A 24,614-nucleotide genomic window follows, 5' to 3' on the forward strand; every position below is an offset into this window, starting at 1 on the left:
AGAGCACCATAGGATGCAACATTTATCCAAAAAAATCGCTCATTTGTTCTTATTATTCACCATCTTGGTGTGTGGTAGTGCATTAGCAGCGCAACCACTCTGGGAATTACTACCAGAAACGATTAATAAGAGTGAAAGTGATCCTAGGGAATATAAAGCAATAAAACTAAGCAATGACATGACTGTCTTGTTGGTTTCAGATGCCAAAGCAACGAAATCGCTAGCTGCTGTATCGATACCTGTTGGTAGTATTGAAAACCCAGATAGCCAGTTAGGGCTAGCTCATTATTTAGAGCACATGGTCTTAATGGGGTCTAAAAAATACCCAGAGCCAAGTAGTTTCTCGGAATTTTTACAAAAGCATGGTGGCAGCCACAATGCGAGTACCGCACCTCACCGTACTGCGTATTATTTTGAAGTTGAAAATGGGGCATTGCAGGAAGCGACAGATAGACTAGCTGATGCTTTAGCAGAACCACTTTTAGACCCTATAAATGCCGATAGAGAACGTAATGCGGTCAATGCAGAGCTTACAATGGCGCGTTCTCGTGATGGCATGCGTCTATGGCAAGTGCGCTCGGAAACATTAAATCCCCAACACCCAAATTCACGCTTTTCTGGGGGGAATCTTGATACATTAAAAGATAAAGCGAATAGTAAATTACAAGACGAATTAGTGGGCTTTTATAAGCACTATTATTCTGCAAATTTAATGAATGGTGTTCTTTACGGTGATCAATCTATTGAATCATTAGCTAAAATTGCCCAAGACACATTTGGTCGTATCCCTAATTTTAATGCGAGCGTACCGGTTCTTGATATTCCAGCAGTAACAGATAAAGAAAAGGGCATCATTATTCATTATGTCCCCGCACAACCACAAAAAGCGCTACAAATTGAATTTAGCATCAAAAATAATATGGCAGACTTTCGTAGCAAAAGTGATAGCTATATTAGTTACTTGATCGGGAATAGAAGCCCTGGGACATTAGCGGACTGGTTGATATCACAAGGCTTTGCTGAGGGTATTAGTGCATCAGCCTCACCAAATGCAGATAGAAATTATGGTTCTTTTTCCATATATGTCACATTGACTGATAAAGGCTTAGAGAACAGAGACGAAATTATTGCCGCTATTTTTGCCTATCTTGATCTGATCAAGAAAGAGGGGGTCAATAAAAATTACTTTGACGAAATAGCAAACGTGCTCAATTTGTCATTTAAGTATGGGTCGATTGTAAGGGATATGAATTATATTGAATGGCTCTCTGACCAGATGATTGATGTTCCAGTTAAACATGTTCTTGATTCAGACTATATTGCAGACAAATATGATCCAGAAGCGATTAAACAACGCTTATCGGAGTTAACTGCACAAAATGCACGAGTTTGGTTTATTGGCCCGGATGAGCCTAGTAACAAAAAGGCTTACTTTGTTGATGCGCCTTATCAAGTTGATAAAATCACACAAAAACAATTTAATCATTGGTCTAATTTAGAATCTAAAATGGGTTTTAAATTACCGGTTTTAAACCCATATATTGCGGATAAATTGACGCTAATAAAAACAGATAAAGTCTATAAACACCCTGAGTTTATTTATCAGGATGGGAATACGCGTGTTTTATATATGCCAAGTCAATATTTTGCAGATGAACCCAAAGCGAGCATTACCTTATCATTACGCTCAAACCAAGGTGACAAGGATGCTAAAGAACAAGTTACAGGGGCCTTGTTGCAATATATTTCATCATTAAAAATGGATGAACTGCAATATCAGGCGTCTGTTGCAGGTATGTCTGTCTCTGTTTCTCAGGGCGTTGGATTGCAGTTAAATGCGAGTGGCTATACGCAACACTTACCTGAGCTCTTTTTGTCGATGACTAAGCTGTATCTTAGCTTTGAACCGACTGAGCAGGAATTAGCTCAAGCAAAATCTTGGTACAAAGAGCAAATTGCGGTTGCTAACAATGCTAAAGCTTATGAACTGGCAATGCAGCCCCTGCAGCGCATCAATAGCGTACCATATTTTGAGCAAGAACAGCGTCTTGCTGAATTAGATAAAATTACGCTTAAAGAAATTACTGATTATCGTGAGATGCTGGTTAAGAGTGCTGCATTACAAGCACTTGTTTTCGGTAATATCACGGAAGAAAAAAGTATTGAGACCATTAAAGATGCTCAACAGCTACTCAAAAGCGAAGGAACAAACTGGTGGCGTGGGGATATCATTGTTATTGATAAAAGCTATTTAGCTGATTTTCATAAACAAGGGAATAGCTCCGATAATGCATTAGCGGAGATCTTTATTCCAGATGGTTATAATCGCATTGATGGCGCTGTTTTTGGTGGCATTCTCGCGAAGGTGATCCAACCTTGGTTTTATGACCAACTGAGGACAAACGAACAGCTTGGTTATGCCGTGTTTGCTTTTAAAGCGGGCCTGGGCGATCAGTGGGGAATTGGCTTTTTATTGCAAAGTAATGCTAAAACGCCGAACTACCTGAATACTCGTTATCAGGAATTTTATACCAATGCCTTGGAAAGGTTGAAAAAATTACCAACAGATGAGTTTAATCAGTATAAACAATCGATGATTACTGAAATGAAACAACCACCACAAACGTTCTATGAGGAGGTTGGACGCTATTCTTCCGATTTCTCACGTAATATTTTCAGCTTTGATACTCGAGAAAAAGTAATAGCTACGCTTGGTTCTGCGACTAAACAACAGGTAATCAAATACTATGAAGATGCAGTTATCAAACACAAAGGGTTAGCACTTAGCTCTCAGGTTATAGGGCATGGTGTTGATGGAAAAGCAGGGTACGCTAAATTGAAAAATTGGCGGCTGTACCCAACAGCTTCAGAATTACAAAAGAGTTTACCAATAAAGGAAGATGCTGAGTGAATAACGCGCAGATAGGGTCCCAATTACTGAATGTTTTTTCATTACCGTTGCAAGGGCAGCGTTTAATTGAAGCATCGGCAGGAACCGGTAAAACATACACAATAGGTATACTTTATCTGCGTCTTTTATTAGGTTTAGGGGGGGCGAATGCTTTCTCTAGGCCTTTGAGTGTTGAGGAAATTTTAGTTGTAACCTTTACTGAAGCAGCAACGAATGAGCTACGCGGTCGTATTCGTCAGCGGATACATGAAATGCGCTTAGTGTGTTTAAGAAATGGCGTTGGTTTTGAATCACAGCCAGAATATCTTGAACTATTAAGCGAACTTCCCGAGGGTTTACAAAGGGAATTTGCCCAAGAATGGCTATTGGCGGCAGAAAGGCAAATGGATGAAGCTGCTATCTACACTATTCATGGTTTTTGCCAAAGAATGTTGGTTCATAATGCATTTGAATCAGGTGTGTTATTTGAGCAAACAATGGTTCAAGACGAATTTCCAATTCAAAAGCAAGCTTGTGCAGATTTCTGGCGTCGTCATTTTTATCCGTTAAATTATTCGATGACGAAAGTCATTCAGTCATTGTGGAACAGCCCTGAGTCATTGTTAACAGAGATAAAACCTTTTTTGCAAGGTGATATTCCAGTTATTATTAATCAGCCTCAACAAATAGAAACACTAGAGGAACGACACCAGCGGTTAATCTCATTAATTGATTCAGTTAAAGCATCTTGGCTAGAACATTCCGCTGATTTCGAAAAGCTGATTACAGATTCTGATGTTGATAAACGAAGTTATAGTTCCCGTTTCTTACCTTCTTGGTTGACAAAAATAGCTCAGTGGGCGCAAGAGCCTACTGAGGATTATCAGTTACCAAAGGATCTCGTTCGTTTTTCACAAACTACATTGCATGAAAAATCTAAAAGCGGTTCTGGGCCAGAACATATTGTTTTTCAACATATAGACAACCTACTTTCTCAATCATTAACACTTAAAGACCTTATTATTCCACTCGCGATTTCTGAAGTTAGGCAAACTATTACTCGAGAAAAACACAATCGGGGAGAAATGGGGTTTGATGACCTATTAACTCGTTTAGATAGTGCTCTTAGCCAAGAGAGTGGGAAATTTTTAGCTCATGCTATTAGCCAGCGTTTTCCTGTGGCAATGATTGATGAGTTTCAAGATACAGATGCACAACAATACCGTATTTTTCAACGGATTTACCAAGGTGTTGAAAACAGCGCCTTACTTTTTATCGGTGACCCTAAACAGGCTATTTATGCCTTTCGTGGTGCAGATATTTTTACTTATATTGAAGCCAAAAAAGAAGTTAGTGCTCACTACACATTAGAGACTAATTACCGTTCATCTCAAAGTATGGTTGAGGCCGTTAACCATATCTTTAGTCATTGCGAGTCTCCGTTCATATTTGATCAAATACCTTTTCAACCAGTTAACTTTGCCCCACAAAATAGTGGGAAAAAATTGGTCCATAATGGTGATGAAGTTAACGCTCTCACTTTTTGGCAATTGGGTGCAGAGGGGGTTTCTGTCGCGGAATATGAGCAAGCAATAGCGTCACAATGTGCGGCACAAATAGCTCAGTATTTACTAGGTGGGCTGCGAGGGGATACTTATTTTGATAATAAAGGTAAGTGTACTCCTGTTGCAGCTTCAGATATTACCGTCTTGGTACGTAGCCGGCGAGAGGCCGTATTAATTCGCGATGCTTTAAATCAACTGAATATAGCTTCTGTTTTTCAATCCAATAGGGAAAGCGTATTTTCCACCCCCGAAGCTAGGGATCTGTTGTGGTTATTGCAGGCGGTATTATCCCCTGAAAAAGAACGTGTTTTGCGTAGTGCATTAGCCACAGGGATATTAGGTTTATCAGCAAAGCAAATAGATGACCTTAATCACGATGAGAAAGCGTGGGAACAATTAGTAGATGAATTCGCTCGTTATGCACAAGTGTGGCAAAAACGTGGTGTACTCCCAATGCTTCGCATGGTGATGGCTCAGAGGCATATCGCTGAAACATTATTATCTGGAATTGATGGCGAACGCCGATTGATGGATGTAATGCATATTGGTGAACTGTTGCAAGAAATGTCACTACAACTTGAAGGTGAGCACACACTTACTCGATGGTTAGCGCAGCAGATTGCACACCCAGACCATCAATCAGATGCGCAACAAATGCGCCTTGAAAGTGATAAACATCTGGTTCAAATTAGTACAATTCATAAATCTAAAGGTCTTGAATACAAAATTGTTTGGTTACCTTTTGCCAGTAATTTTTTACCTCAGTCCAAAGGGTTATATCACGACAGAACAGATTTCGGTACAAGGCTAGACTTGTCTGATGGTGAAGATACCGTGGCCTTGGCTGATGAAGAGCGATTAGCTGAAGATTTGCGTTTATTATACGTAGCCTTAACTCGGGCTATCTATCACTGTAGTGTGGGGGTTGCGCCGCTGATCAAAGGGAATAGAAAGAAAAGTGGTGAAACGGACTTACATTTATCTGCGCTTGGATACGTCATACAAAAAGGGCAGGCAGGAGATAGCCAACTGTTAAATGAGATGCTCGATGAACTCAGTAACGATGTAATTAATGTTACTGTCATTGATGTACCTGAATTTGAACGTTTAACTCTTGAGTCAAATCATGATGAAAACTTAGCGGCAAGGGAAGTCACTCGCTATTTTGATGACCACTGGCGTGTTACCAGCTATTCGGGGCTAAGTTATGGTTCTAACCATTCAGAAGACGGGCAAGCCGTATCTGCTCTACAATTTGCAAATTCACTAGCACCAAATATGGATACTGAAGTCAGCGTTGATGTTGAGCAACAAGAAGGTGAAAATTCGGCTGAATTTTTAACGCCCCATCAATTCCCTAGAGGGGCATTGCCGGGGACCTTTTTACATACTCTGATGGAAGAGATTGATTTCTCTGAAGCAATTTCGGTTGAATGGTTAACTGAAAAATTAGAAGCGGCAGGGTTTGGTATTCAATGGGCACCTATGTTGCAAGAGTGGTTAAATGCGATTGTTCAGGCTCCGTTAGCAGATGATGGCTTATGTTTATCTGCATTACAGCCACAAGATCAGTTAGATGAAATGCAATTTTATATCCCTATAGAATCGGAACTCACGGCTAATCATTTAGATAAAATTGCCCATCAATATGACCCGCTATCTCAGCGTTGCCCTCCGTTGAATTTTGAAAAGGTACAAGGGATTTTAAAAGGGTTTATTGATTTGACTTTTTTTTGGGGTGGCAAATTTTATCTTCTTGATTATAAATCAAATTACCTGGGTGAGGATGCTAGCTTTTATACTCAAGAAGCAATGGCCGAAGCCATGATCGATCACCGATATGATTTACAATATCAATTATATTCCTTGGCACTACACCGCTATTTAAAACAAAGGTTACCTGATTATGATTACGAAACGCATTTTGGTGGTGTGTATTACTTATTCTTAAGAGGGATTGATAAGGTAAATTCGCATAATGGGGTCTTTTTTTATCGGCCTTTAGAAGCTTTTATTGGGGAATTGGATCTCCTTTTTCAAGGTAGGCAACAAGGGGAGGTGCTGAATGAAAGCACTATTTAATCGGGGAATTGAAGAACGTATTTTTACTCCACTTGATGTGCAATTTGCCTATAGCCTATCAGAGGATGAAAACCCAATACTACTGATGGTTACTGCTATTCTTAGTGCGGAAACGATGGCAGGGCATGTTTGCTTAGCGTTATCTGACATCATGCCTGAAAAGTTATTTGCAGGTCGGCATCCTGAACTGGCCGCGGAGTTTTGGCACAAAATGGGGCAGCCAGATGAGCAAACGGTTTATCAAACTTTGCTGCAAGCAAATGCAGTTTCGTTAGGAAATGAAAATAAAACGTCCCCGTTGGTTCTGTCGGGAGATTACTTATATTTTCAACGAATGTGGCAATATGAGCAGTATGTTGCGCATTATTTTTCTAACACCCCAATAGATGATAAAAATAACCAACAAATCAAGGTGGTTTTAGATAATTTATTTCCGATCTCAGATGAGATTGATTGGCAGAAAATTGCAGCTGCTGTTGCCGTGACGAGTAAAGTCTCCATAATTTCTGGGGGGCCGGGAACAGGGAAAACAACAACGGTCGCGCGTATCCTCGCTGCATTAATTAAACTGGAAACTAAGCATGAGTATAGGGTCAGAATTGAGCTTGCGGCGCCTACAGGTAAAGCGGCTGCAAGGCTAACCGAATCTTTAGGAGAGGCAATGAAACATATGCCTTTAACCGATGATGAGAGGGCGTTATTACCACATCAAGCGAAAACACTTCATCGTTTACTTGGTGCTCAGCCTGAAAGCCAAAAATTTCGCTATAACCGAGATAACCGATTATCGCTAGATATTTTAATTGTTGATGAGGCATCAATGGTCGATTTACCGATGATGGGTAAATTACTTGAGTCGCTGCCTGAAAATGCAAAACTTATTTTTCTTGGTGATAAGGACCAACTTGCATCTGTTGAAGCAGGGGCTGTACTTGGGGATATTTGCCAGTTTGCAGATAATGGCTACAGCCTTGAACGAGCGGCTCAGCTTTCTGAAATATCGGGTTATTCTATCGAACAATACTCTTCGACAACAGGTCCGATAATTCGCGATAGTTTGTGTTTATTGCGCAAAAGCTACCGTTTTTCTGCTGATTCAGGAATTGGGAAACTTGCTTTTGCTGTAAATGCGGGAAATGTACTTGGTGTTCAAAAGTTATTAAAGCAAGGCTGTTTTGATGTGCATAATTATGTGCAAGAAACGGCAGATGATTATGCACAAATTTTATTAAATGCCTCTGAAAATTATAAAGATTATTTATTGGCTGTAAAATCAAAGGAAACGCCGGCTCAGGTTTTAAAAAAGTTTAATCAATATCGTTTATTAACCGCTTTACGGGAAGGCCCTTTTGGGGTAGTAGGCCTGAATGATAAATTAGAAAAATTATTACATCGGCAAGGGTTAATAAACCGTCCCTATAATTTATTAAATAAACACTATGCTGGCCGGCCAATCATGATTAGCCGCAACGATAGTCCACTAGGGTTATTCAATGGGGATATTGGGGTCATATTACCTGATGAAAATAATAGCCTGAGAGCTTACTTTCAATTTCCAGATGGCACTATTCGTGGAATACAACCGAACCGCCTACCACAGCATGAAACCGCTTATGTGATGACGGTTCATAAATCACAAGGTTCGGAGTTTGCTCATACCGCATTAGTGTTACCGCAGGTATATTCACCTGTTATTACACGTGAACTCGTCTATACCGCAATAACCCGAGCAAAAAAAGAATTGTCCCTTTATGGGAGCCCAAAAGTATTACGTCGAGCAATTGAAACGCCGACAAAACGGCGCAGTGGTTTGGCGATACAATTAATGTGACTAAGATATACTTAAGTGACAGTTATATTTAAATAATTTATAACCATAGATTAAAGGTAATAAGATGGATAACCAGCAAGAAATGACCGCAATAACCCTAACATTAAATGCAAGGCTTGAGCCGATTAGGCGTGCAGATTTAGAAGATGCATTTGATGAAGTCATGAAAAGCATGGGGAAAGATATCCATGTTACTGGTGGTGGTACGTCACTTGATGATAATGGTGAGGCACAAGAATGCGATATAGAAATCGCTATTGCGGATGCTAGTGACGAAAATATCAGCTTAATTATCCAGCTATTTACTTCAATGTTAGCGCCGAAGGGCTCTCGTTTATTTATTCATGGTGAAGATGTCCGGATTGATTTTGGTACAGATGAAGGGCTGGCAATTTATTTTAATGGAACAGAATTAGCCGATGAGGTTTATGAAAACGGAGATATCAATGAGGTCTTTGACATACTTGATGAAGCAGTTGAAGATATTGGTAGTATCCATGGTGTTTGGGATGGGCCAACAGAAACAGCATTTTACTTTTACGGCACTTCTTTTGCTGAAATGGAAGCTGCATTAAAACCCCATTTAGATACAATCCCATTATGCCAAAAGGCAAGGGTTGTACAAATAGCTTAACTGTGTAATTTATTCCTAGCTAGAGTTAAAGTTGTAAAAGTGCCCACCCAAATTATACATCCATATGATTTGGGTGGGCGAGGATAATTAACCAGCTATGGTTTCAAATAGTGTCGAAATAGTTATTTATCTGATTGGGTTTTTAAATCTAATATTAAAATCTTAGAACGCCGCTGGTAGTTATATAATGCTTGTTTCTTCAATGGTAGCATTTCAATTTCAGCAGGGGTAAAGCCACGTTCTTGGAACCAATGAATGCTGCGTGTTGTTAATACAAACAATCTGTCTAAGCCAAATTGTTTTGCTTGAGCTGCCACTCGATTAAGTAGTTCTTCCCCTCTGGCAGAGCTGCGGTAGTCAGGGTGAACTGCAACACATGCCATTTCTCCAAGTTTTTCTTCTGGGTATGGATAGAGAGCCGCACAAGCAATGACCAAGCTATCACGTTCAATAATGGTAAATTTGTCGATTTCCATTTCAAGCTGCTCACGTGAACGCCGTACTAAAATGCCTTGCTGCTCGAGTGGGCGAATAAGTTCTAAAATGCCCCCAATATCGTTAATATTTGCGCGGCGGATTTGCTCTGCACTTTCCATTACTATTTGGGTACCAATACCATCGCGGGAGAACAGCTCTTGGATTAAAGACCCATTTTCTTGGTAGCTCAATAAGTGGCTACGGCGAACACCACGACGGCAAGCTTTTGCTGCACCGCGTAAAAAGCGTACAGTTCCTGAGTAATAATCCCCTTCAGATTCTAGCTGTTGAATGAGGTTTTCCGCTTCATTTGGGAATAACTCAGACAGGATATTACCGTTCTTATCAGCAACCCCTTGCGAAGAGCAAAAACCGATAAGTTTCTCAGCCTTCATTTTTACAGCGAGTTGGGTGGCTATCTCTTCAGAGGTGAGATTAAAGCTTTCCCCAGTAACAGAAACGGCAACAGGGCCAATGAGTACAATGGAACCGTTATCGAGTTGGTTATTAATCGCTTCTTCATTAATACGGCGTATCCTACCACTATGGCAATAATCAATACCGTCATCGACACCTAATGGTTGAGCAATAACAAAATTACCACTAACTACATTAATATGCGCGCCTTGTAACGGAGTGTTACCTAAGCTCATGGATAACCGAGCTGTAATATCTAATTGTAAAGCACCTGAGGCTTGTTTGACATATTCAAGTGTATTGGCATCAGTTACGCGAGTATGTTTGTGATAAACAGCGTCATAGTTATGCTCTGCTAGGATATCTTCGATTTGAGGCCGAGCGCCATAAACGACGATAATCCTTATGCCTAAACTATGTAATAACCCTATATCATTGACAATACTAGGGAAATTTTCATGGGCAATTGCTTCACCACCAAGCATAATAATAAAAGTTTTGCCGCGGTGGGCGTTTATATAAGGGACCGAATGGCGAAACTCATCAACCAATTCGGTACTGCGCTCTTTCATAACGACCCTCTTAAATGAATTTTTATTCGCTAATAATGTATTTTTATTCTTTTTGGCGCAGAATATCAAGTAAAAGATGGTATAAAAAAAGTAACAATTTTATTTTTGACGTTTACATATCTCTAAATTTAACTATATATACTCTACGGAAATTAAATTGCTTAAAATTGACACAGAAAGTCACTCAAAAACATTTTATCTAGGTATGATTAAGTTATGCTTATAGTGGTAAGTCTATAGATGTCTTGTATATTCTTAATGACAGAGCACAAATGATTAGTTAGAGTGCTTATTTCTGGTCAAGCTATTGGCAGTTATTCTTAAATCACTTTATTTCTCAGTTCTAGGTTCGGAATTATTGATGAGTCATCAAGATCACAGCCCATCGAAGCGCCGTTTTATACAGGGCGCAGCTGCAGTTATGTTACTGAGCGTCAGCCCATTCGGTTTTTCTGCAAATAGCAGCGTCATCGCTGTGCGTATTTGGCCTGCATCAAGCTATACCCGAGTTACGCTAGAATCCAGCGTCCCGTTAAAGTATCGCCAGTTTGTGCTTAATAACCCTGAGCGCATTGTTGTCGATCTTGAAGGGGTGCAGTTAAATAATGTGCTTAAACAGATGGGGACTCAGATCCAAACTCGTGACCCGTATTTGAAGTTGGTTCGGGTAGGGCAGTTTGATCCTCAAACGGTTCGTTTAGTTTTTGAAGTAAAAAATAGAGTTAGCCCTCAGTTCTTTACGATAACGCCTGTTGGTGAATTTAAACATCGTTTAGTGCTTGATTTTTATCCGGGCAAAGGTGTCGATACCAATGATGACCCACTGTTGGCGCTACTTGAGGATTACAATAAAGGTGATCTCGAAGAAAACATGCCAGCTCAAGCTAAAAAACCAGGGAAGGCGGGAAGGGATCGCCCGATTATTATTATGATAGACCCGGGACACGGTGGTGAAGACCCAGGTGCGATAGGGAAATATAAAACGCGAGAAAAAGATGTCGTCCTGCAAATCGCACGTCGTTTAAAAGCATTAATTGATAAAGACCCTAAAATGCGGGCTTATATGACACGAAATGAAGACGTTTTTATTCCGTTGAAGGTTCGTGTTGCGAAAGCAAGAAAGATGCAAGCAGATTTATTTGTTTCTATTCATGCTGATGCATTTACTAATCGTTCAGCACGCGGTTCCTCTGTCTTTGCTTTATCAACGAAAGGGGCTACCAGTAATACGGCTCGTTATCTTGCGCAAACTCAGAATGAAGCTGACTTAATTGGTGGGGTAAGTAAGAGTGGAGATGTATATCTTGACCATACAATGCTTGACTTGGTCCAAACGGCAACGATCAATGATAGTTTGAAGTTTGGTGATGAAGTATTAAAACTCATGGGTAAAGTCAATAAATTGCATAAGAACAAAGTTGACCAAGCTGGGTTTGCGGTACTTAAAGCGCCTGAAATACCATCAATTCTAGTTGAAACCGCATTCATTAGTAATTTAGAAGAAGAGCGAAAGCTTAAAACAGCTAAGTTCCAGCAACAAATGGCTGAATCTATTTTTGAAGGGGTTAAAGCCTATTTCCGCAATGGTGGAGAGCTAGCTATTCGTAACTAATCGAGTGAGCTATTAGGTATATGTTGATATAAAGGTGATGAACTAATTTGTGAGTCGCCTTTTTTATTTGCATAAATAAAAAAATAAGGGTTTATACAGGATAAAGACTAAAGGTGATTTGCTATTCAAGGAAGGAAATTAAGAAAGAATTGGTTGCGGGGGCTGGATTTGAACCAACGACCTTCGGGTTATGAGCCCGACGAGCTACCATGCTGCTCCACCCCGCGACTGAAGAAGTAAAAAATTGGTTGCGGGAGCTGGATTTGAACCAACGACCTTCGGGTTATGAGCCCGACGAGCTACCATGCTGCTCCATCCCGCGACTGAATTTTTACATCTTTATACTGCTGACTACTTTTAATACTTTACTGATAAAATCAGTAATTGGTTGCGGGGGCTGGATTTGAACCAACGACCTTCGGGTTATGAGCCCGACGAGCTACCAAGCTGCTCCACCCCGCGTCCGATTCGGGCACTATACTCGGGATGAGATCTGATGCAAGTTTTTTCGTGTTTTTTTTTCAAATTTCAGCATCTACAGAACAAAATCCGCACTGAATGTCTATTTTTTAATCTTTAGTGGGAGTGTTGAGAAAAATAACTGAACTAAATATGTTTACTCGTTTCATTCCCAATTTGGGTTTGCTATTGTGCGTTTCATATTGGATTGTTGGATGCGCTTGGGTGGTGGAGAATGAATTTAGGACTGACAAAAATTGTAAATAAGCGAGCAGTAAAAAATGGGTTGGTAATCAGTGTGTTTTTTTCTTTATTGGCAGGATGCCAAACTCATCCAACGGATAAAGGCCAACAATATAAAGATGGGCGTTTAGTACAAGACCTGCAAAAAGTTAACCAAGTGAATGTTCAAGGTCGGCCTATTAATGCACCTGATTTTAATCAACAAGTTGTTGAGATCAAAAATGCATCACCCCGTTTATTTCAAAATAACAGCGATACCTACCATGCTATCGAGAATTGGTTAATGGCGGGGGGAGAACCTGCGAAATTAGCTAATTTCAATTTAACAGCTTTTCAAATGGAAGGAGCTGATAATTATGGGAATGTGCAATTTACTGGTTATTACACGCCTGTTATCGAGGCTAGACGCGTCCCACAAGGTGAATTTCGTTACCCTCTATATGGTATGCCACCGAAAAGAAAATCCCGCTTACCTAGCCGAGCAGCTATTTACAATGGTGCATTGAGTGATAATTTAATTTTAGCTTATAGTAACTCTGTCGTTGATAATTTTATGATGGAGGTACAAGGAAGTGGTTATGTTGACTTTGGTGATGGCAGCCCACTGAATTTCTTTGGTTACGCAGGTAAAAACGGTCATGCATACAAAAGTATCGGTAAAGTGCTTGTTGATCGTGGAGAAGTACCATTAAACCAAATGTCTTTGCAAGCTATCCATGATTGGACAAATAACCACAGTGAGCAAGAAGTTCGCCAATTATTAGAAGAAAACCCATCGTTTGTTTTCTTTAAGCCTCAATCATTTGTCCCTGTTAGGGGGGCGAGTGCAGTACCTTTAATTGCTAAAGCTTCAGTGGCATCAGATAAAACATTAATTCCGCCTGGGACCGCATTACTTGCAGAAATCCCCGTATTAGACGGTAATGGTAAATTTACGGGGCAGTATGAAATGCGTATGATGGTTGCCTTAGATGTCGGAGGGGCAATTAAAGGACATCATTTTGATATTTACCATGGAACGGGCCATGAAGCTGGGAAAATGGCAGGTTTTTATAATCATTATGGGCGAGTTTGGGTGTTGAAAAAAAGCCAACCGCTTTTTGGTACAATGTAGTTAACGTTTTAACTAAGGTTGTTTGTTATTATGCAAGCTAAGCTTTCAGATGCTTGGATGCAGCGTTTTGCTGGGATCGGGCGTTTATATGGGCAACAAGCCCTTCATCTTTTTGCACGATCTCACATTTGTGTTATTGGTGTCGGTGGGGTTGGTGTATGGGCAGCTGAGGCGCTAGCTCGTTCAGGTATTGGTTATATTACTTTGATTGATATGGATGATATTTGTGTAACCAATACAAACCGCCAATTACATGCAATAAAATCGACAGTGGGCTTACCCAAAGTTGAAGTCATGAAAAATCGCATTTTGGAAATAAACCCTGAATGTGTAGTGAATGTGATTGATGATTTCATCACTGTTGATAATGCTGCTCAATACCTTAGTACGGGGTTCGACTATGTTATTGATGCGATTGATAGTGTTAGGCCAAAAGCTGCACTGCTAGCGTATTGCAGGCGCTTTAAAGTCCCTGTGGTAACGACCGGGGGAGCCGGGGGGCAGATTGACCCCACGCAAATCCAAGTTTCAGATCTCGCAAAAACTATACAGGACCCATTAGCTGCCAAACTACGTGAACGTTTGAAATCTGATTTTAATGTCGTGAAAAATGGCAAAGGCAAGCTTGGTATTGATTGCGTTTTCTCAACTGAGCAATTAGTTTACCCGCAAAGTGATGGGACGGTGTGTGCCGCTAAAAGCACCGCCGAGGGTTCTAAGCGTATGGATTGCGCAGCAGGTTTTGGCGCAGTAACCATGGTAACTGCGAGCTTTGGCTTTATCGCAGTTTCTCATGCACTCAAAAAAATGGTTGCAAAAGCGCAAAGGCAGGCAAGTCAAAGTGAGTAAGAATAGGAAGAGGCCATAAAATAGCCTCTTTCTAGCATTGATTATGCTGGCGTCATTTCACTGGCAATATTTTGAATTGCACTAATGAGTGATTGAATGCCATTTTGGCGGGATTCACTTAGCTGTGCCGGTAAGCCAGTTTGGGTGAGTAAATCATTAAAATTAATATCTATGATTTCCTGCGCTGTTTTTTGTTCTACCGCCGCGAGTAAAATGGTAAATAAACCTTTTACTACACGCCCCTCACTATCACCATAAAAGTGGAACGTATTATTATCATTGAGCAGTGCACCTATCCAGACGCGGTTTTCACAGCCTTTAACCTCTTGAGTTTGTTGCTTTTCATCGTCAGTTAATGGTGGTAACTTTTTAGCAAGCTGGATGAGCAAACGATACTTATCTTCCCATGCTTTGTACGTTGAAAATTGTTCAACTATTTCTTGAATTCCAATCTCTGTACCAAAAGGGTGCGGAGCAAAATCATGTTTAGTCGAAGTCATTAGGCTTCCTTCTGTATCTTTAGTCTTCATTTAATCATTTAGTATAGAAAGTGAGAGTGTGACTGCATCGATAAACTTATTGATGTCTTGCTGGTTGTTATAAGGCATTACTGAAATGCGCAAACACCCACTAATATTCAATGCATCCATTAAGGGTTGGGCACAATGCTGACCATAGCGTAATGCAATATTTTGCTCGGTCAAGAGGGTACCTAAATCGCTATGATGAATATCTTTAAAATTAAATGATAATAAAGGGGAGTGAGAAGGGTGATAACTCATAAAGTTGGGGAGTAATGACAGCTTCTCGTAGGCGTATTCCACCAAGGAACATGCATAAGCTTCAGCAGAAGTTAAATCGACACCTTCTAGCCACTTAAGGACAGCAGAAAAGGCAATGACGCCAGCAATATTTGGTGTTCCAGCCTCAAAACGCTGTGGGATAGGCGCAGGGGTAAAATGGTCAAATGTGACATCAGTCAGCATTTTACCTCCTCCGTGCCAAGGGCTCATTTGTTCTAATAGCTCAGTTTTCGCATAACAAACCCCAAGCCCTGTAGGGCCATACAATTTGTGGGCTGAAAATGCGTAAAAATCAATATTCAGCTTTTTTACATTTATTGGGCTATGTACTACACCTTGTGCTCCATCAACCAGAACAAGTGCCCCAACTTGGTGAGCCAACTGAGTTATAGCATGTAAATCAGTTTGATATCCCGTTACATTGGACATTTGTGTGATAGCAACAAGTTTGCTTTTTGTGGAGAGCTTTGATTTGAGCACATCAAGGCTTAATGTTAAGTCTTTTTCAACAGGCCATTTAATTATTTTAGCGCCAGTTTGTTGAGCTAGCATAATCCAAGGTAATAAATTTGAGTGATGTTCGATTTCACTTACAATAATTTCATCACCGGGTTGTAATCTTGAGCGAAAATAACACTGAGCAATTAAATTGATTGATTCAGTAGTTCCACGCGTCCAGATAATATTTTTTTCGCTGGGGGCATTAATCAATTTGGCAGTGCGGACACGGCCTTGTTCATAGTCACGAGTTAATTTTAAGGCGTCAGGGGATTGGCCCCGATAAACAGAACTACCTGATAAACGGTAATAATTATTTGAAGCATCGATCATGGCTATGGGTTTTAATGCGGTAGCTGCGCTATCAAAAAATAGAGTCGATGAGTCTAAAGCAGGAAATGCGAGACGAAATGAAGCGGCGCTAAAATGGTCCATGAGTTCTTTCTTTTAGTCAAAATTTATCTGTTATTGGCTATTGCTGAGTGTGGTGTAATTTGATTGTACATTTATTAGTACATTTATAGTTATTTTTTTGATTAATTTAAACATATCATTTTCAACCTAAGCATTGAAATATTTTGTTACGTTTGGTATTAATTGTTATCAATTATCTAGAATGTGTTTTTTAAAATGATTTAGCGTTTTGCATTACAATGCAATCCTTTTTATTCAGAAATTATTTTATTGATATCCTTTACGAACATATTTCAAGAATTATCTTAAATATCTAACTGAAAGTTTTTTCGGTACACTAGTAGTTATCTATAGATTATTGTATTTATTACGTTAAATTGCTTAGGTATTTATTGTTAGTGGTTTAAATAAATAGCAAAAAAAAGCACCGCGCGTTGGCGGTGCACTATAAAAATCACTATGGACAGACAGGGTAAATGTACAGGAAGTGAAAAAACAGTAGCAAAGCTACAAAGTCTGGCTGAACCAGACAACTTGCAAACACAACATCACAACCACAAAGCCAAAAGTTCCAAAGTAACTAAACTCTGTAACTTTTCGTTCCGGCTTAGGAAGTGTGCATACTATAGGTATTTACTGGCGTATCCTCAAGGGACAAATTATAATGCTTCGGATGAAAAAAACTAATGAATAACAATATGCCAAGTAGAAGTGATTATGTCTAAAAGATTACCGCCCCTGAATGCACTGAGAGTCTTTGATGCAGCAGCTCGTCATTTAAGTTTTACTAAGGCTGCAGAAGAATTATTTGTAACGCAAGCTGCTGTTAGTCACCAAATGAAAAGTTTGGAGGATTTTCTTGGGCTCAAGCTGTTTCGCCGACGTAATCGTTCATTATTATTAACGGAAGAAGGTCAGAGCTATTATCTTGATATTAAAGAAATTTTCTCTTCTTTAAATGAGGCGACACGCAAGCTTCAAGCGCGAAGCGCGAAAGGGGCTCTAACAGTAAGTTTGTCACCAAGCTTTGCTATCCAATGGCTTGTACCAAGGCTTTCAGGCTTTAACCAAGCTTATCCTGGTATTGATGTAAGAATACAGGCTGTGGATAGAGAAGAAGATAAATTGGCAGATGATGTTGATGTCGCTATTTTCTACGGTAGAGGAAATTGGTCAGGGTTAAGAACGGATCGGCTGTATGCTGAATATCTAATGCCAGTATGTTCACCATCGTTATTAACAGGTGATAACCAACTTAAAAATCCCGAAGATTTAGCAAAACATACGTTACTTCACGATTCTTCTCGAAGAGACTGGCAAGCGTATGTTAAACAACTAGAGTTACAGAATGTGGTCAATGTACAGCAAGGGCCTATTTTTAGTCATAGTGCTATGGTTATCCAAGCTGCTGTACATGGGCAAGGTATTGCATTAACAAATAATGTGATGGCCAAAAATGAAATTGATGCAGGGCGTTTAGTTTGCCCCTTCAGTGAAGTATTGGTGAGTAAAAATGCATTTTATTTAGTCTGCCAAGAAAGCCAAGCAGATTTGGGCAAAATAGCGGCATTTCGCCAGTGGATCTTAGGGCAAGCAGCGAGTGAACAAGAAAAATTAGGCTTTATTACGGGTGACCAAGATGTGGCGCTTATTCAGTAATCAAGTAGTTAAATAAAAAGGTGTTACTGTGAATAGTCGTTTGATGTTAATTTTTGCTGGGATTAGTGGCTTCTTTACTGTTGCTTTTGGGGCTATAGGCTCTCATGCGTTGTCGTCAATCATGAGTGTCCACCAAATGGACTGGATTGAAACAGGCTTACGTTATCAGATGTTACATACTGTTGCGCTTATGGTGTTAGGTGCAGTTTTATTGCGTAAAGTGGTTCTATGGTTTTACTGGTCAGGGGTATTTTTTTCAGTTGGCATACTTCTTTTTAGCGGTAGTCTTTATTGTATGGCCCTATTGCAGGTAAAATACTTTTCTTATTTTACGCCAATAGGGGGAGTATGTTTCCTGATTGGCTGGCTGTTAGTAGTAATTGGCGCTATGCGTCTAAGGAAATCGGCGTCACGTAATGAGTAATAAAATTGCACTATATTGCCGTCCAGGCTTTGAGAAAGAGTGTGCAGCAGAGATTACAGACAAAGCCGGGCAAAAAGAAATTTATGGTTTTGCTCGGGTAAAAGAAAATAGTGGTTATGTTATTTTTGAGTGTTACCAAGCAGAAGATGCAGATACACTCGCGCGGACGTTGCCTTTTCGAGAGTTAATTTTTGCTCGCCAAATGATTGTGGTGGGGGATTTACTAAAAGATCTGCCGCCAGAGGATCGTATTACCCCGATTATAAACGCGCTGAGCCAGCAAGTTGCTCGAGCGGGTGATATTCGTGTTGAAGTGGCAGACACGAATGAATCTAAAGAGTTAATGAAGTTCTGCCGTAAGTTTACGGTGCCTTTACGTAATGCATTACGTAAAGAGAAAATTTTACTTCCTCTTGAAAATTTTAAGCGCCCAGTGATCCATGTATTTTTTATTGCTCCGGGTTGCTGTTATACAGGGTATTCCTATACCAATAACAGTTCGAATTTTTATATGGGTATCCCGCGATTAAAATTTCCATCAGATGCGCCAAGTCGCTCAACATTAAAACTCGAAGAAGCTTTTCATGTATTTATTCCGTATGAAGAGTGGGAAGAGCGGTTAGCAAGCGGTATGAACGCAGTTGATTTAGGGGCATGTCCGGGAGGTTGGACATACCAATTAGTGAAGCGCAGTATGATGGTTCATGCCGTAGATAATGGCCCAATGGCAGAAAGCTTAATGGATACTGGGCAAGTTAAACACCACCGAGCTGATGGTTTTAAGTTTCAGCCAAGTTCACAAAACATTACTTGGTTAGTATGTGATATGGTTGAAAAACCGGCGAAGGTGGCTGCACTGATGACTGATTGGCTAGCACAAGGTTGGTGTCGGGAAGCTATTTTCAATCTCAAGTTGCCAATGAAAAAGCGTTATGAAGAAGTTTCACATATTCTGGAAAAGATGAAAACACAGCTAAAAGAGCAAGGTGTGAATGTGTTAATTCAAGCTAAGCAACTTTATCATGACCGAGAAGAAGTCACTGTACATGTGATGAGAATTTGGTCTGCCAACCCAATGGCGCGTGAATATTACTAGTTAGTGTACTGCCATTCTAAAGGCCGCCAAGTGTGGCCTTTTTTGTGTGTTTATTTAGTGTAGTAACGTAGTTGATTTAAATTACCTTGCAAAGCTATATCTGTTTTTAATGTTGCAATATCACGGCAAATCAATGCAATTTGCTGCTGATCGACTAACTTTTTTTGCCATTTTTCTTCTAGTTCCGATAAATGAGCAAATAAATTTTCAATTGAATGATATTGTTGTAAAAGCTGCGTTGCACTTTTAGGGCCAATCCCTGCAACCCCAGGCACTTTACTACTGCTAATACCGGCAAGCCCCCAGTAATCAGGGAGTTGCTCAGGTGTAACACCAAATTCCTTTTCAATAAACGGAACATCGAGCCAGCGTTTTTGAAAATAATCACGAATTCGAATATTCGGAGATAATAATTGGCAATAACCTTTGTCTGTGGATACGATGGTAACTGTATGCCCCGACCCAGCAATGCGTGTTGCTAAGGTCGCCGCTAAATCATCTGCTTCATCTCCTTCAGATTGCCAGCAATGTATCCCCTTTTCTTGGAAAAGAGCAATGAGAGTTGGTAGTTCAGCTTGTAAATCCTCAGGCATAGGCTGTCGACCCGCTTTGTAATCGGGTAGTTTTTCATGACGCCAACTTTGATGCCGCCCTTCCTCATCAAATACCGCCACAATATGAGTTGCAGCGGTATGATTTAATAATTGGGATATGGCAGATAAGCAGGTTTCACCACACGGGCTTCCTTGCACCGCATGGATGCGGCGTATTAAGTTTAGTGCATCAATAATTAATAAATGGATCATAAATACGCCATACCTAAAATGTTTATCCTTACTTGTAGACCATACTTATTTTACAATTTCGTAGCAAGGCTCATAAGCTGTACCACCTGGTAGCTTCATGCGGTGCTGTTCTACGAAGCCTTGCAGTAAAATATCCATTCGTTTCATGAGTTCGGTATCACCGTGGATTTTAAATGGCCCGTGCTTTTCTATTGCCTTCATACCAAACTCTTTTACGTTACCAGCAACAATCCCAGAGAAAGCGCGGCGTAAATCAGAGGCCAGTTTTTCAGGTTCTTGACCAGGATGAAGGTTCAATGAAGCCATATTTTCATGCGTTGGTTCGAATGGGTGTTGTAAATCTTGAGCAATTTTAATTGACCAGTTGAAGCTATAGGCATCACCGGTGCTACGGCGGTTCTCTTTAACTTTTGGCATGCTTTGCTTCATTACTCGGGCGACTTCTTGGGCATCGTCAATAATGATTTGGTAATGCTTACTGGCATCTTCACCTAAGGTATGACGGATAAAATCATCTAAAACGGTAAAATATTCAGCACTTTCTTTTGGACCCGTTAATATAAGCGGCAGAACTTGTTCGCTGTTGGCTGGGTCCATTAAGATACCCAGTAAGTAAAGTAGCTCTTCAGCAGTTCCTACTCCCCCAGGGAAAATAATAATGCCGTGGCCTAATCGAACAAACGCTTCTAAGCGTTTTTCAATGTCAGGCATAATAATCAGCTCATTTACCAGTGGGTTAGGTGGCTCTGCGGCAATAATTGATGGCTCTGTTAAACCAATAAAACGGCTATTTTTATACTGTTGTTGAGCATGCCCTACAGCAGCACCTTTCATTGGTGCTTCCATTGCTCCTGGCCCACAGCCAGTACAAATATTGAGCTCACGTAAGCCAAGTTCGTTACCAACTTTACGACCATACTGGTATTCGATTTCATTAATGGAGTGACCGCCCCAGCACACAATCATGCTTGGGTCTTCATCAATATGTAATGCGCGGGCATTACGCAAAATGGAGAAAATCATATTAGTAATATGAGCTCCATTTTCAAGGTCTAAATGGAATTGTTCTTTTGCGTAGGTAATTTGTGCATGAACGAACAGGATATCACGTAATACTGAGAATAGGTTTGCTTGCAATGTACGGATGATTTTACCGTCAACAAAGGCTTTTTCTGGCGGGTCTATAAGTTCTAGTTTAACACCGCGCTCACGACGTAATACATTGATATCAAAATCTTTGCTTTTTTCTAATAGCTCTTTACTGCTATCAGTAAGGCTGCCTGAGTGTAGAACGGCTAAAGAGCAATTTCTAAATAATTGGTACAAATCGCTACTGGCCGTACGTTTTAGCATATCAACTTCAAGTTGAGATAGTAGATCCATAGATCCTAATGGACTGATATGAGTAATCATTTTCTATCCTTATAAATCAGCATATTACAACTAGCCCTCCAAAATAACTCGAAATAAATTCAATATCAAATTTCAATTTTTTTCCAACCAAGTCCTCTATCATCTTGATACATTAGGGTCATATCCATAGATTTATGACCTAAAAGCTGGTTTGCTAATTCATTTGATTTCTCGTTGCCGTACACTCTTGATGCAAGGCTTCTTATTTCGTGGAACGTTGGTGGAGAACCTTCCCATGATAAACCGCTTTTACTCCTAGCTAAGGAAAAAGCCTTACCAATAGTTTTATCTGCCAGCATATCACCCTTCTGTGAAACCAGCACGGATTCCTTTCCGTTCAATTCATGCTTGCATCTATCTAGCACTGATTGCAAAGTTTTATTGGCGATATTATTTGAAATGATAAGTGGTATGGCTATTTTGGTTCCTGTTTTCTCTTGCTCGACCCATAAAAAACCATCATGAACATCATTCCATTTTAATTTCCTAATATCTCCTGAGCGTTGACCTGTTAAAATGGCTAAGTCCATACTCATACTAACCCAAGGCTGGCAATGTTCTATTGCTGATTGATATATTTGCAGGTAATCACTTTCTGATAATCTTGTTCTGGCTATTTTATTCCGTGGAACTCTGGTTGCTATTACGGGATTAAAATCAACAACGCCATCAGACATAGCCTCATTAAACATATCCTTTAAAATGCTTCGCATTAATCTTGCTGTGGTTATATTTCCATCTGATACAATATTATTTATGTAATCGGCAATATCTTTTGTTTTTATTTCATGTAGTGGAATATTGTTAAAACTGCTTTTTATTCTTTTCAATCTTCCTTGATAATCATCAATTGTTCGCTTTTTTAAGTCTCGATTAATAATTATTTTATTAAACCTATCAATCCAATCATGAAATTTAACTGCGATATCGCTAGATATTTTATCTTTTAATGTTTCCTTTTTACCATATATGAATAAATTAGCAGAGATGGCTTCGTTTATTGCTTCGGTTTTATTTCTGCCTACGCCATATTCAATGCCAGTCTCAGGATTTCTGTAACTATAGTAACCTTTACGGCAATATAGATTAGGTGGTAAATGTGCGTTTTTGGGATTTCTGTTTCTTGCCATCTGTTTCAATCCTTTTTAACAGTTTGCAGTTATTATTTAATGAAGTGGTTGAATTTAATTTTTCGTAATTTGTTATCTTTTGTGCGGATGGGTGTATTAAATATTGATACCCGTCAAATGTTGGTGCTGGATATATTTTCCCTGCGCTTATCCAACGCCTAACTGTTTCGTCACTTCTTCGATGTTTGCTGGCGAACTCTCTTACAGTAAAGTGTCTAACCATAATTCATTTCCTTTTCTATTTGACGAACTAAATGACCTAATACCATCTTTGGTGGGAAGTGTTTTTTATCATTAAGCGGACTGAACTGTGGCGTGTATTTATCTAGTACGGTAGTTATGTTTGGGTCTGTTTTCTCGCTCAAGTCATGTAGCTCTTTTAAGCAATCCTTAGCGATCTTTCTGCGTCCATTCTCCATTTCCTGCGGTGTCATATACCACCTATGCTATTTTCCATTCATTTAATATTTGATTGCCGATATTCATTAATTCATCTCTATCGACAGTGCTAATTATCTTTCGTGGTTTGACATACGGACGCCATATTAAAAGCATTGAGCCTTTATTATTTCCGTTAACTGGCTTATTTGTTCCAGCGTTAATAAATGAAATTCTTCCTCCTGTAATTAATCTAACCTCATCAACTGTTTCCAGTGCAGAATTAAACCAACCGACAGAAGTATCAGACGGAATTAACATCACGACAGGCTGTAATTGCTTTTTACATTGTTCGGCGGCTTTATTAATCCATGGCTGAATTTCACTGTACGGGGGATTGCAGAATATGGCTCCGTAACTTTCCCAATCGCAATTTAGCGAGTCGTCATTTTCAGTGAGGTAATGAGCACAAAGATGGTTATTTTTATCGGCTGCGGCATCTAAATAGAAACCGAATTCAGCGTCCAATGCTGTAAATAAAGGTAGGGGAGTTTGCCATCTATCACGCAATTCCTTTGGTGTGTGGCTACCTCCGTAGTCAGCTTTCATCCTTGCTATCACTTATATTAAAAGGTAATCCATCCGCTTCCATTGGCTTTATACTAGTAAATTCACATGGAATAATTAAACCACCGAACTCTTGAGCAAACATCAATGCTTGCTTTGTTTGCAGTAAAACATATTGTTTTGGTAATGCTATTTGATAAGTAACACCATCAATTAATACTAACGTCGTCATTGCTTGAACTTGTTTCATTGATTATTCTCCGCATCCTTCATTAATAGAAAACAAATCATGGCAATTCGATAATAATTATCACCATATGATACTGATGTTCGAGATAGGGAGTATTCATCATACCAATCACCATCAAACGCCATCCACCTCCCTTCGCCTTTGTCATCGCTCAAAGTTATTGAAATATTATTCTCAATAATAATCGGCATTGCATCGGCTGGATAATTACACGGATTAAACTTTTGCGTTTGTCCATTATTAAACTTTCTAAAAATAGTTTGTTCTTTTTCGAAATAAACATACCTATTCTTAGCATCCATTTCTGCTATTAGCCTGTTAATCTCGAAGTCAGATAGTTCGGTGTATTTATTCATTGCTTTACCTCGAATTTAATATCAACATATTTGTTAATTGATATTCTGATGCACGTACTGTCGTAATAAGGGCTA

Annotated in this window: 21 protein-coding genes and 3 tRNA genes; 10 read left to right on the top strand and 14 right to left on the bottom strand. The window is 39.7% G+C overall.

Annotation, left to right across the window (positions count from 1 at the left end):
- The first annotated feature begins 13 nt into the window (after nt 1-13).
- From ptrA to ACPEH5_RS11065, 4 genes are all read left to right on the top strand, one after another.
- Entirely contained in the window at nt 14-2,911 is a 2,898-nt protein-coding gene (gene ptrA / locus ACPEH5_RS11050; protein ID WP_166687068.1) for a pitrilysin, read from the top strand.
- Nucleotides 2,908-6,537, top strand: a complete 3,630-nt coding sequence (gene recB / locus ACPEH5_RS11055) for an exodeoxyribonuclease V subunit beta (protein ID WP_166687069.1) — start codon at nt 2,908-2,910, stop codon at nt 6,535-6,537. The genes ptrA and recB overlap by 4 nt, the downstream gene beginning before the upstream one ends.
- Nucleotides 6,521-8,368 carry an exodeoxyribonuclease V subunit alpha gene (recD, locus tag ACPEH5_RS11060; protein WP_129466379.1) on the top strand — a complete coding sequence of 616 codons (1,848 nt, stop codon included), beginning with the start codon at nt 6,521-6,523 and terminating at the stop codon, nt 8,366-8,368. Before recB ends, recD begins: the two co-directional genes overlap by 17 nt.
- A 64-nt stretch (nt 8,369-8,432) precedes the next feature.
- The gene (locus tag ACPEH5_RS11065) at nt 8,433-9,002 is read left to right on the top strand and encodes a hypothetical protein (RefSeq protein WP_042845977.1); all 570 of its coding nucleotides are present in this window, start codon (nt 8,433-8,435) and stop codon (nt 9,000-9,002) included.
- Between the two features lie 122 nt (nt 9,003-9,124).
- On the opposite strand, the gene argA is transcribed toward ACPEH5_RS11065, so the two are convergent.
- A complete protein-coding gene (gene argA / locus ACPEH5_RS11070) occupies nt 9,125-10,468 on the bottom strand; it encodes an amino-acid N-acetyltransferase (protein WP_042845975.1) in 1,344 nt (447 codons plus the stop codon).
- A gap of 361 nt (nt 10,469-10,829) precedes the next feature.
- Here argA and amiC point away from each other — a divergent pair, with 361 nt between their 5' ends.
- Complete coding sequence (amiC, locus tag ACPEH5_RS11075; protein WP_042845973.1) at nt 10,830-12,080, top strand: N-acetylmuramoyl-L-alanine amidase AmiC; 1,251 nt, start codon at nt 10,830-10,832, stop codon at nt 12,078-12,080.
- A gap of 150 nt (nt 12,081-12,230) precedes the next feature.
- Here amiC and ACPEH5_RS11080 read toward each other — a convergent pair.
- From ACPEH5_RS11080 to ACPEH5_RS11090, 3 genes are all read right to left on the bottom strand, one after another.
- Nucleotides 12,231-12,307, bottom strand: a tRNA-Met gene (locus ACPEH5_RS11080).
- An 18-nt stretch (nt 12,308-12,325) separates the two neighbouring features.
- A tRNA-Met gene (locus ACPEH5_RS11085) sits at nt 12,326-12,402 on the bottom strand.
- Between the two features lie 63 nt (nt 12,403-12,465).
- Nucleotides 12,466-12,542: transfer RNA gene (locus tag ACPEH5_RS11090), tRNA-Met, on the bottom strand.
- 232 nt (nt 12,543-12,774) lie between these two features.
- Between ACPEH5_RS11090 and mltA the strand changes: the two genes are divergently transcribed.
- The gene (gene mltA / locus ACPEH5_RS11095; protein ID WP_048606311.1) at nt 12,775-13,896 is read left to right on the top strand and encodes a murein transglycosylase A; all 1,122 of its coding nucleotides are present in this window, start codon (nt 12,775-12,777) and stop codon (nt 13,894-13,896) included.
- 30 nt (nt 13,897-13,926) lie between these two features.
- Nucleotides 13,927-14,745 carry a tRNA cyclic N6-threonylcarbamoyladenosine(37) synthase TcdA gene (gene tcdA / locus ACPEH5_RS11100; protein WP_042849006.1) on the top strand — a complete coding sequence of 273 codons (819 nt, stop codon included), beginning with the start codon at nt 13,927-13,929 and terminating at the stop codon, nt 14,743-14,745.
- 41 nt (nt 14,746-14,786) lie between these two features.
- Here the strand turns inward: tcdA and csdE are convergent, their stop codons facing one another.
- Complete coding sequence (gene csdE, locus ACPEH5_RS11105) at nt 14,787-15,245, bottom strand: cysteine desulfurase sulfur acceptor subunit CsdE (RefSeq protein WP_048606312.1); 459 nt, start codon at nt 15,243-15,245, stop codon at nt 14,787-14,789.
- Nucleotides 15,246-15,275: 30 nt separating this feature from the next.
- On the bottom strand, nt 15,276-16,481 hold the full coding sequence (gene csdA, locus ACPEH5_RS11110) for a cysteine desulfurase CsdA (RefSeq protein ID WP_042849003.1): 1,206 nt from the start codon (nt 16,479-16,481) through the stop codon (nt 15,276-15,278).
- 696 nt (nt 16,482-17,177) lie between these two features.
- On the opposite strand from csdA, the gene ACPEH5_RS11115 reads away from it, so the two are divergent.
- The 3 genes from ACPEH5_RS11115 to rlmM are packed head-to-tail and all read left to right on the top strand — an operon-like array spanning nt 17,178 to nt 19,639.
- Complete coding sequence (locus ACPEH5_RS11115; protein ID WP_042849002.1) at nt 17,178-18,119, top strand: transcriptional regulator GcvA; 942 nt, start codon at nt 17,178-17,180, stop codon at nt 18,117-18,119.
- 28 nt (nt 18,120-18,147) lie between these two features.
- Nucleotides 18,148-18,543, top strand: a complete 396-nt coding sequence (locus tag ACPEH5_RS11120; protein ID WP_042849001.1) for a DUF423 domain-containing protein — start codon at nt 18,148-18,150, stop codon at nt 18,541-18,543.
- The gene (rlmM, locus tag ACPEH5_RS11125; protein WP_129466378.1) at nt 18,536-19,639 is read left to right on the top strand and encodes a 23S rRNA (cytidine(2498)-2'-O)-methyltransferase RlmM; all 1,104 of its coding nucleotides are present in this window, start codon (nt 18,536-18,538) and stop codon (nt 19,637-19,639) included. Before ACPEH5_RS11120 ends, rlmM begins: the two co-directional genes overlap by 8 nt.
- Before the next feature lie 50 nt (nt 19,640-19,689).
- Here rlmM and xni read toward each other — a convergent pair whose 3' ends face one another.
- The 8 genes from xni to ACPEH5_RS11165 all read right to left on the bottom strand — a co-directional run bounded on the left by xni (nt 19,690) and on the right by ACPEH5_RS11165 (nt 24,539).
- Nucleotides 19,690-20,445, bottom strand: a complete 756-nt coding sequence (gene xni / locus ACPEH5_RS11130) for a flap endonuclease Xni (RefSeq protein ID WP_042848999.1) — start codon at nt 20,443-20,445, stop codon at nt 19,690-19,692.
- Between the two features lie 45 nt (nt 20,446-20,490).
- On the bottom strand, nt 20,491-21,858 hold the full coding sequence (ppnN, locus tag ACPEH5_RS11135) for a nucleotide 5'-monophosphate nucleosidase PpnN (protein WP_042848998.1): 1,368 nt from the start codon (nt 21,856-21,858) through the stop codon (nt 20,491-20,493).
- A gap of 65 nt (nt 21,859-21,923) precedes the next feature.
- Nucleotides 21,924-22,988 carry a site-specific integrase gene (locus ACPEH5_RS11140; protein ID WP_281110781.1) on the bottom strand — a complete coding sequence of 355 codons (1,065 nt, stop codon included), beginning with the start codon at nt 22,986-22,988 and terminating at the stop codon, nt 21,924-21,926.
- On the bottom strand, nt 22,945-23,211 hold the full coding sequence (locus ACPEH5_RS11145) for an excisionase (protein ID WP_281110782.1): 267 nt from the start codon (nt 23,209-23,211) through the stop codon (nt 22,945-22,947). The genes ACPEH5_RS11140 and ACPEH5_RS11145 overlap by 44 nt, the downstream gene beginning before the upstream one ends.
- Entirely contained in the window at nt 23,204-23,422 is a 219-nt protein-coding gene (locus ACPEH5_RS11150; protein WP_144139786.1) for a hypothetical protein, read from the bottom strand. Before ACPEH5_RS11150 ends, ACPEH5_RS11145 begins: the two co-directional genes overlap by 8 nt.
- Nucleotides 23,423-23,429: 7 nt before the next feature.
- Nucleotides 23,430-23,975 (bottom strand): phage N-6-adenine-methyltransferase, encoded by a 546-nt coding sequence (locus tag ACPEH5_RS11155; RefSeq protein WP_281110783.1) that lies wholly within the window; start codon nt 23,973-23,975, stop codon nt 23,430-23,432.
- Nucleotides 23,965-24,183 carry a hypothetical protein gene (locus tag ACPEH5_RS11160; RefSeq protein WP_048606402.1) on the bottom strand — a complete coding sequence of 73 codons (219 nt, stop codon included), beginning with the start codon at nt 24,181-24,183 and terminating at the stop codon, nt 23,965-23,967. Before ACPEH5_RS11160 ends, ACPEH5_RS11155 begins: the two co-directional genes overlap by 11 nt.
- Nucleotides 24,180-24,539, bottom strand: coding sequence for a phage protein NinX family protein (locus tag ACPEH5_RS11165; RefSeq protein ID WP_281110784.1), 360 nt, complete (start codon nt 24,537-24,539; stop codon nt 24,180-24,182). Before ACPEH5_RS11165 ends, ACPEH5_RS11160 begins: the two co-directional genes overlap by 4 nt.
- Nucleotides 24,540-24,614 lie beyond the last annotated feature (75 nt).

Origin of the sequence: Providencia sp. NPDC089933 (genome assembly GCF_049545585.1) — a bacterium.
In the GTDB taxonomy this organism is placed as follows: domain Bacteria; phylum Pseudomonadota; class Gammaproteobacteria; order Enterobacterales; family Enterobacteriaceae; genus Providencia; species Providencia huashanensis.

Excerpts from the sequence above, each read along its gene's own strand:
- ACPEH5_RS11140 (WP_281110781.1), bottom strand. The coding sequence starts at position 22,988 with ATGGCAAGAAACAGAAATCCCAAAAACGCACATTTACCACCTAATCTA.
- ppnN (WP_042848998.1), bottom strand. The coding sequence starts at position 21,858 with ATGATTACTCATATCAGTCCATTAGGATCTATGGATCTACTATCTCAA.
- ACPEH5_RS11160 (WP_048606402.1), bottom strand. The coding sequence starts at position 24,183 with ATGAAACAAGTTCAAGCAATGACGACGTTAGTATTAATTGATGGTGTT.
- ACPEH5_RS11155 (WP_281110783.1), bottom strand. The coding sequence starts at position 23,975 with ATGAAAGCTGACTACGGAGGTAGCCACACACCAAAGGAATTGCGTGAT.
- amiC (WP_042845973.1), top strand. The coding sequence starts at position 10,830 with ATGAGTCATCAAGATCACAGCCCATCGAAGCGCCGTTTTATACAGGGC.
- ptrA (WP_166687068.1), top strand. The coding sequence starts at position 14 with ATGCAACATTTATCCAAAAAAATCGCTCATTTGTTCTTATTATTCACC.
- tcdA (WP_042849006.1), top strand. The coding sequence starts at position 13,927 with ATGCAAGCTAAGCTTTCAGATGCTTGGATGCAGCGTTTTGCTGGGATC.
- ACPEH5_RS11150 (WP_144139786.1), bottom strand. The coding sequence starts at position 23,422 with ATGACACCGCAGGAAATGGAGAATGGACGCAGAAAGATCGCTAAGGAT.
- argA (WP_042845975.1), bottom strand. The coding sequence starts at position 10,468 with ATGAAAGAGCGCAGTACCGAATTGGTTGATGAGTTTCGCCATTCGGTC.
- xni (WP_042848999.1), bottom strand. The coding sequence starts at position 20,445 with ATGATCCATTTATTAATTATTGATGCACTAAACTTAATACGCCGCATC.
- csdA (WP_042849003.1), bottom strand. The coding sequence starts at position 16,481 with ATGGACCATTTTAGCGCCGCTTCATTTCGTCTCGCATTTCCTGCTTTA.
- ACPEH5_RS11065 (WP_042845977.1), top strand. The coding sequence starts at position 8,433 with ATGGATAACCAGCAAGAAATGACCGCAATAACCCTAACATTAAATGCA.
- mltA (WP_048606311.1), top strand. The coding sequence starts at position 12,775 with ATGAATTTAGGACTGACAAAAATTGTAAATAAGCGAGCAGTAAAAAAT.
- rlmM (WP_129466378.1), top strand. The coding sequence starts at position 18,536 with ATGAGTAATAAAATTGCACTATATTGCCGTCCAGGCTTTGAGAAAGAG.
- ACPEH5_RS11165 (WP_281110784.1), bottom strand. The coding sequence starts at position 24,539 with ATGAATAAATACACCGAACTATCTGACTTCGAGATTAACAGGCTAATA.
- recD (WP_129466379.1), top strand. The coding sequence starts at position 6,521 with ATGAAAGCACTATTTAATCGGGGAATTGAAGAACGTATTTTTACTCCA.
- csdE (WP_048606312.1), bottom strand. The coding sequence starts at position 15,245 with ATGACTTCGACTAAACATGATTTTGCTCCGCACCCTTTTGGTACAGAG.
- ACPEH5_RS11115 (WP_042849002.1), top strand. The coding sequence starts at position 17,178 with ATGTCTAAAAGATTACCGCCCCTGAATGCACTGAGAGTCTTTGATGCA.
- ACPEH5_RS11145 (WP_281110782.1), bottom strand. The coding sequence starts at position 23,211 with ATGGTTAGACACTTTACTGTAAGAGAGTTCGCCAGCAAACATCGAAGA.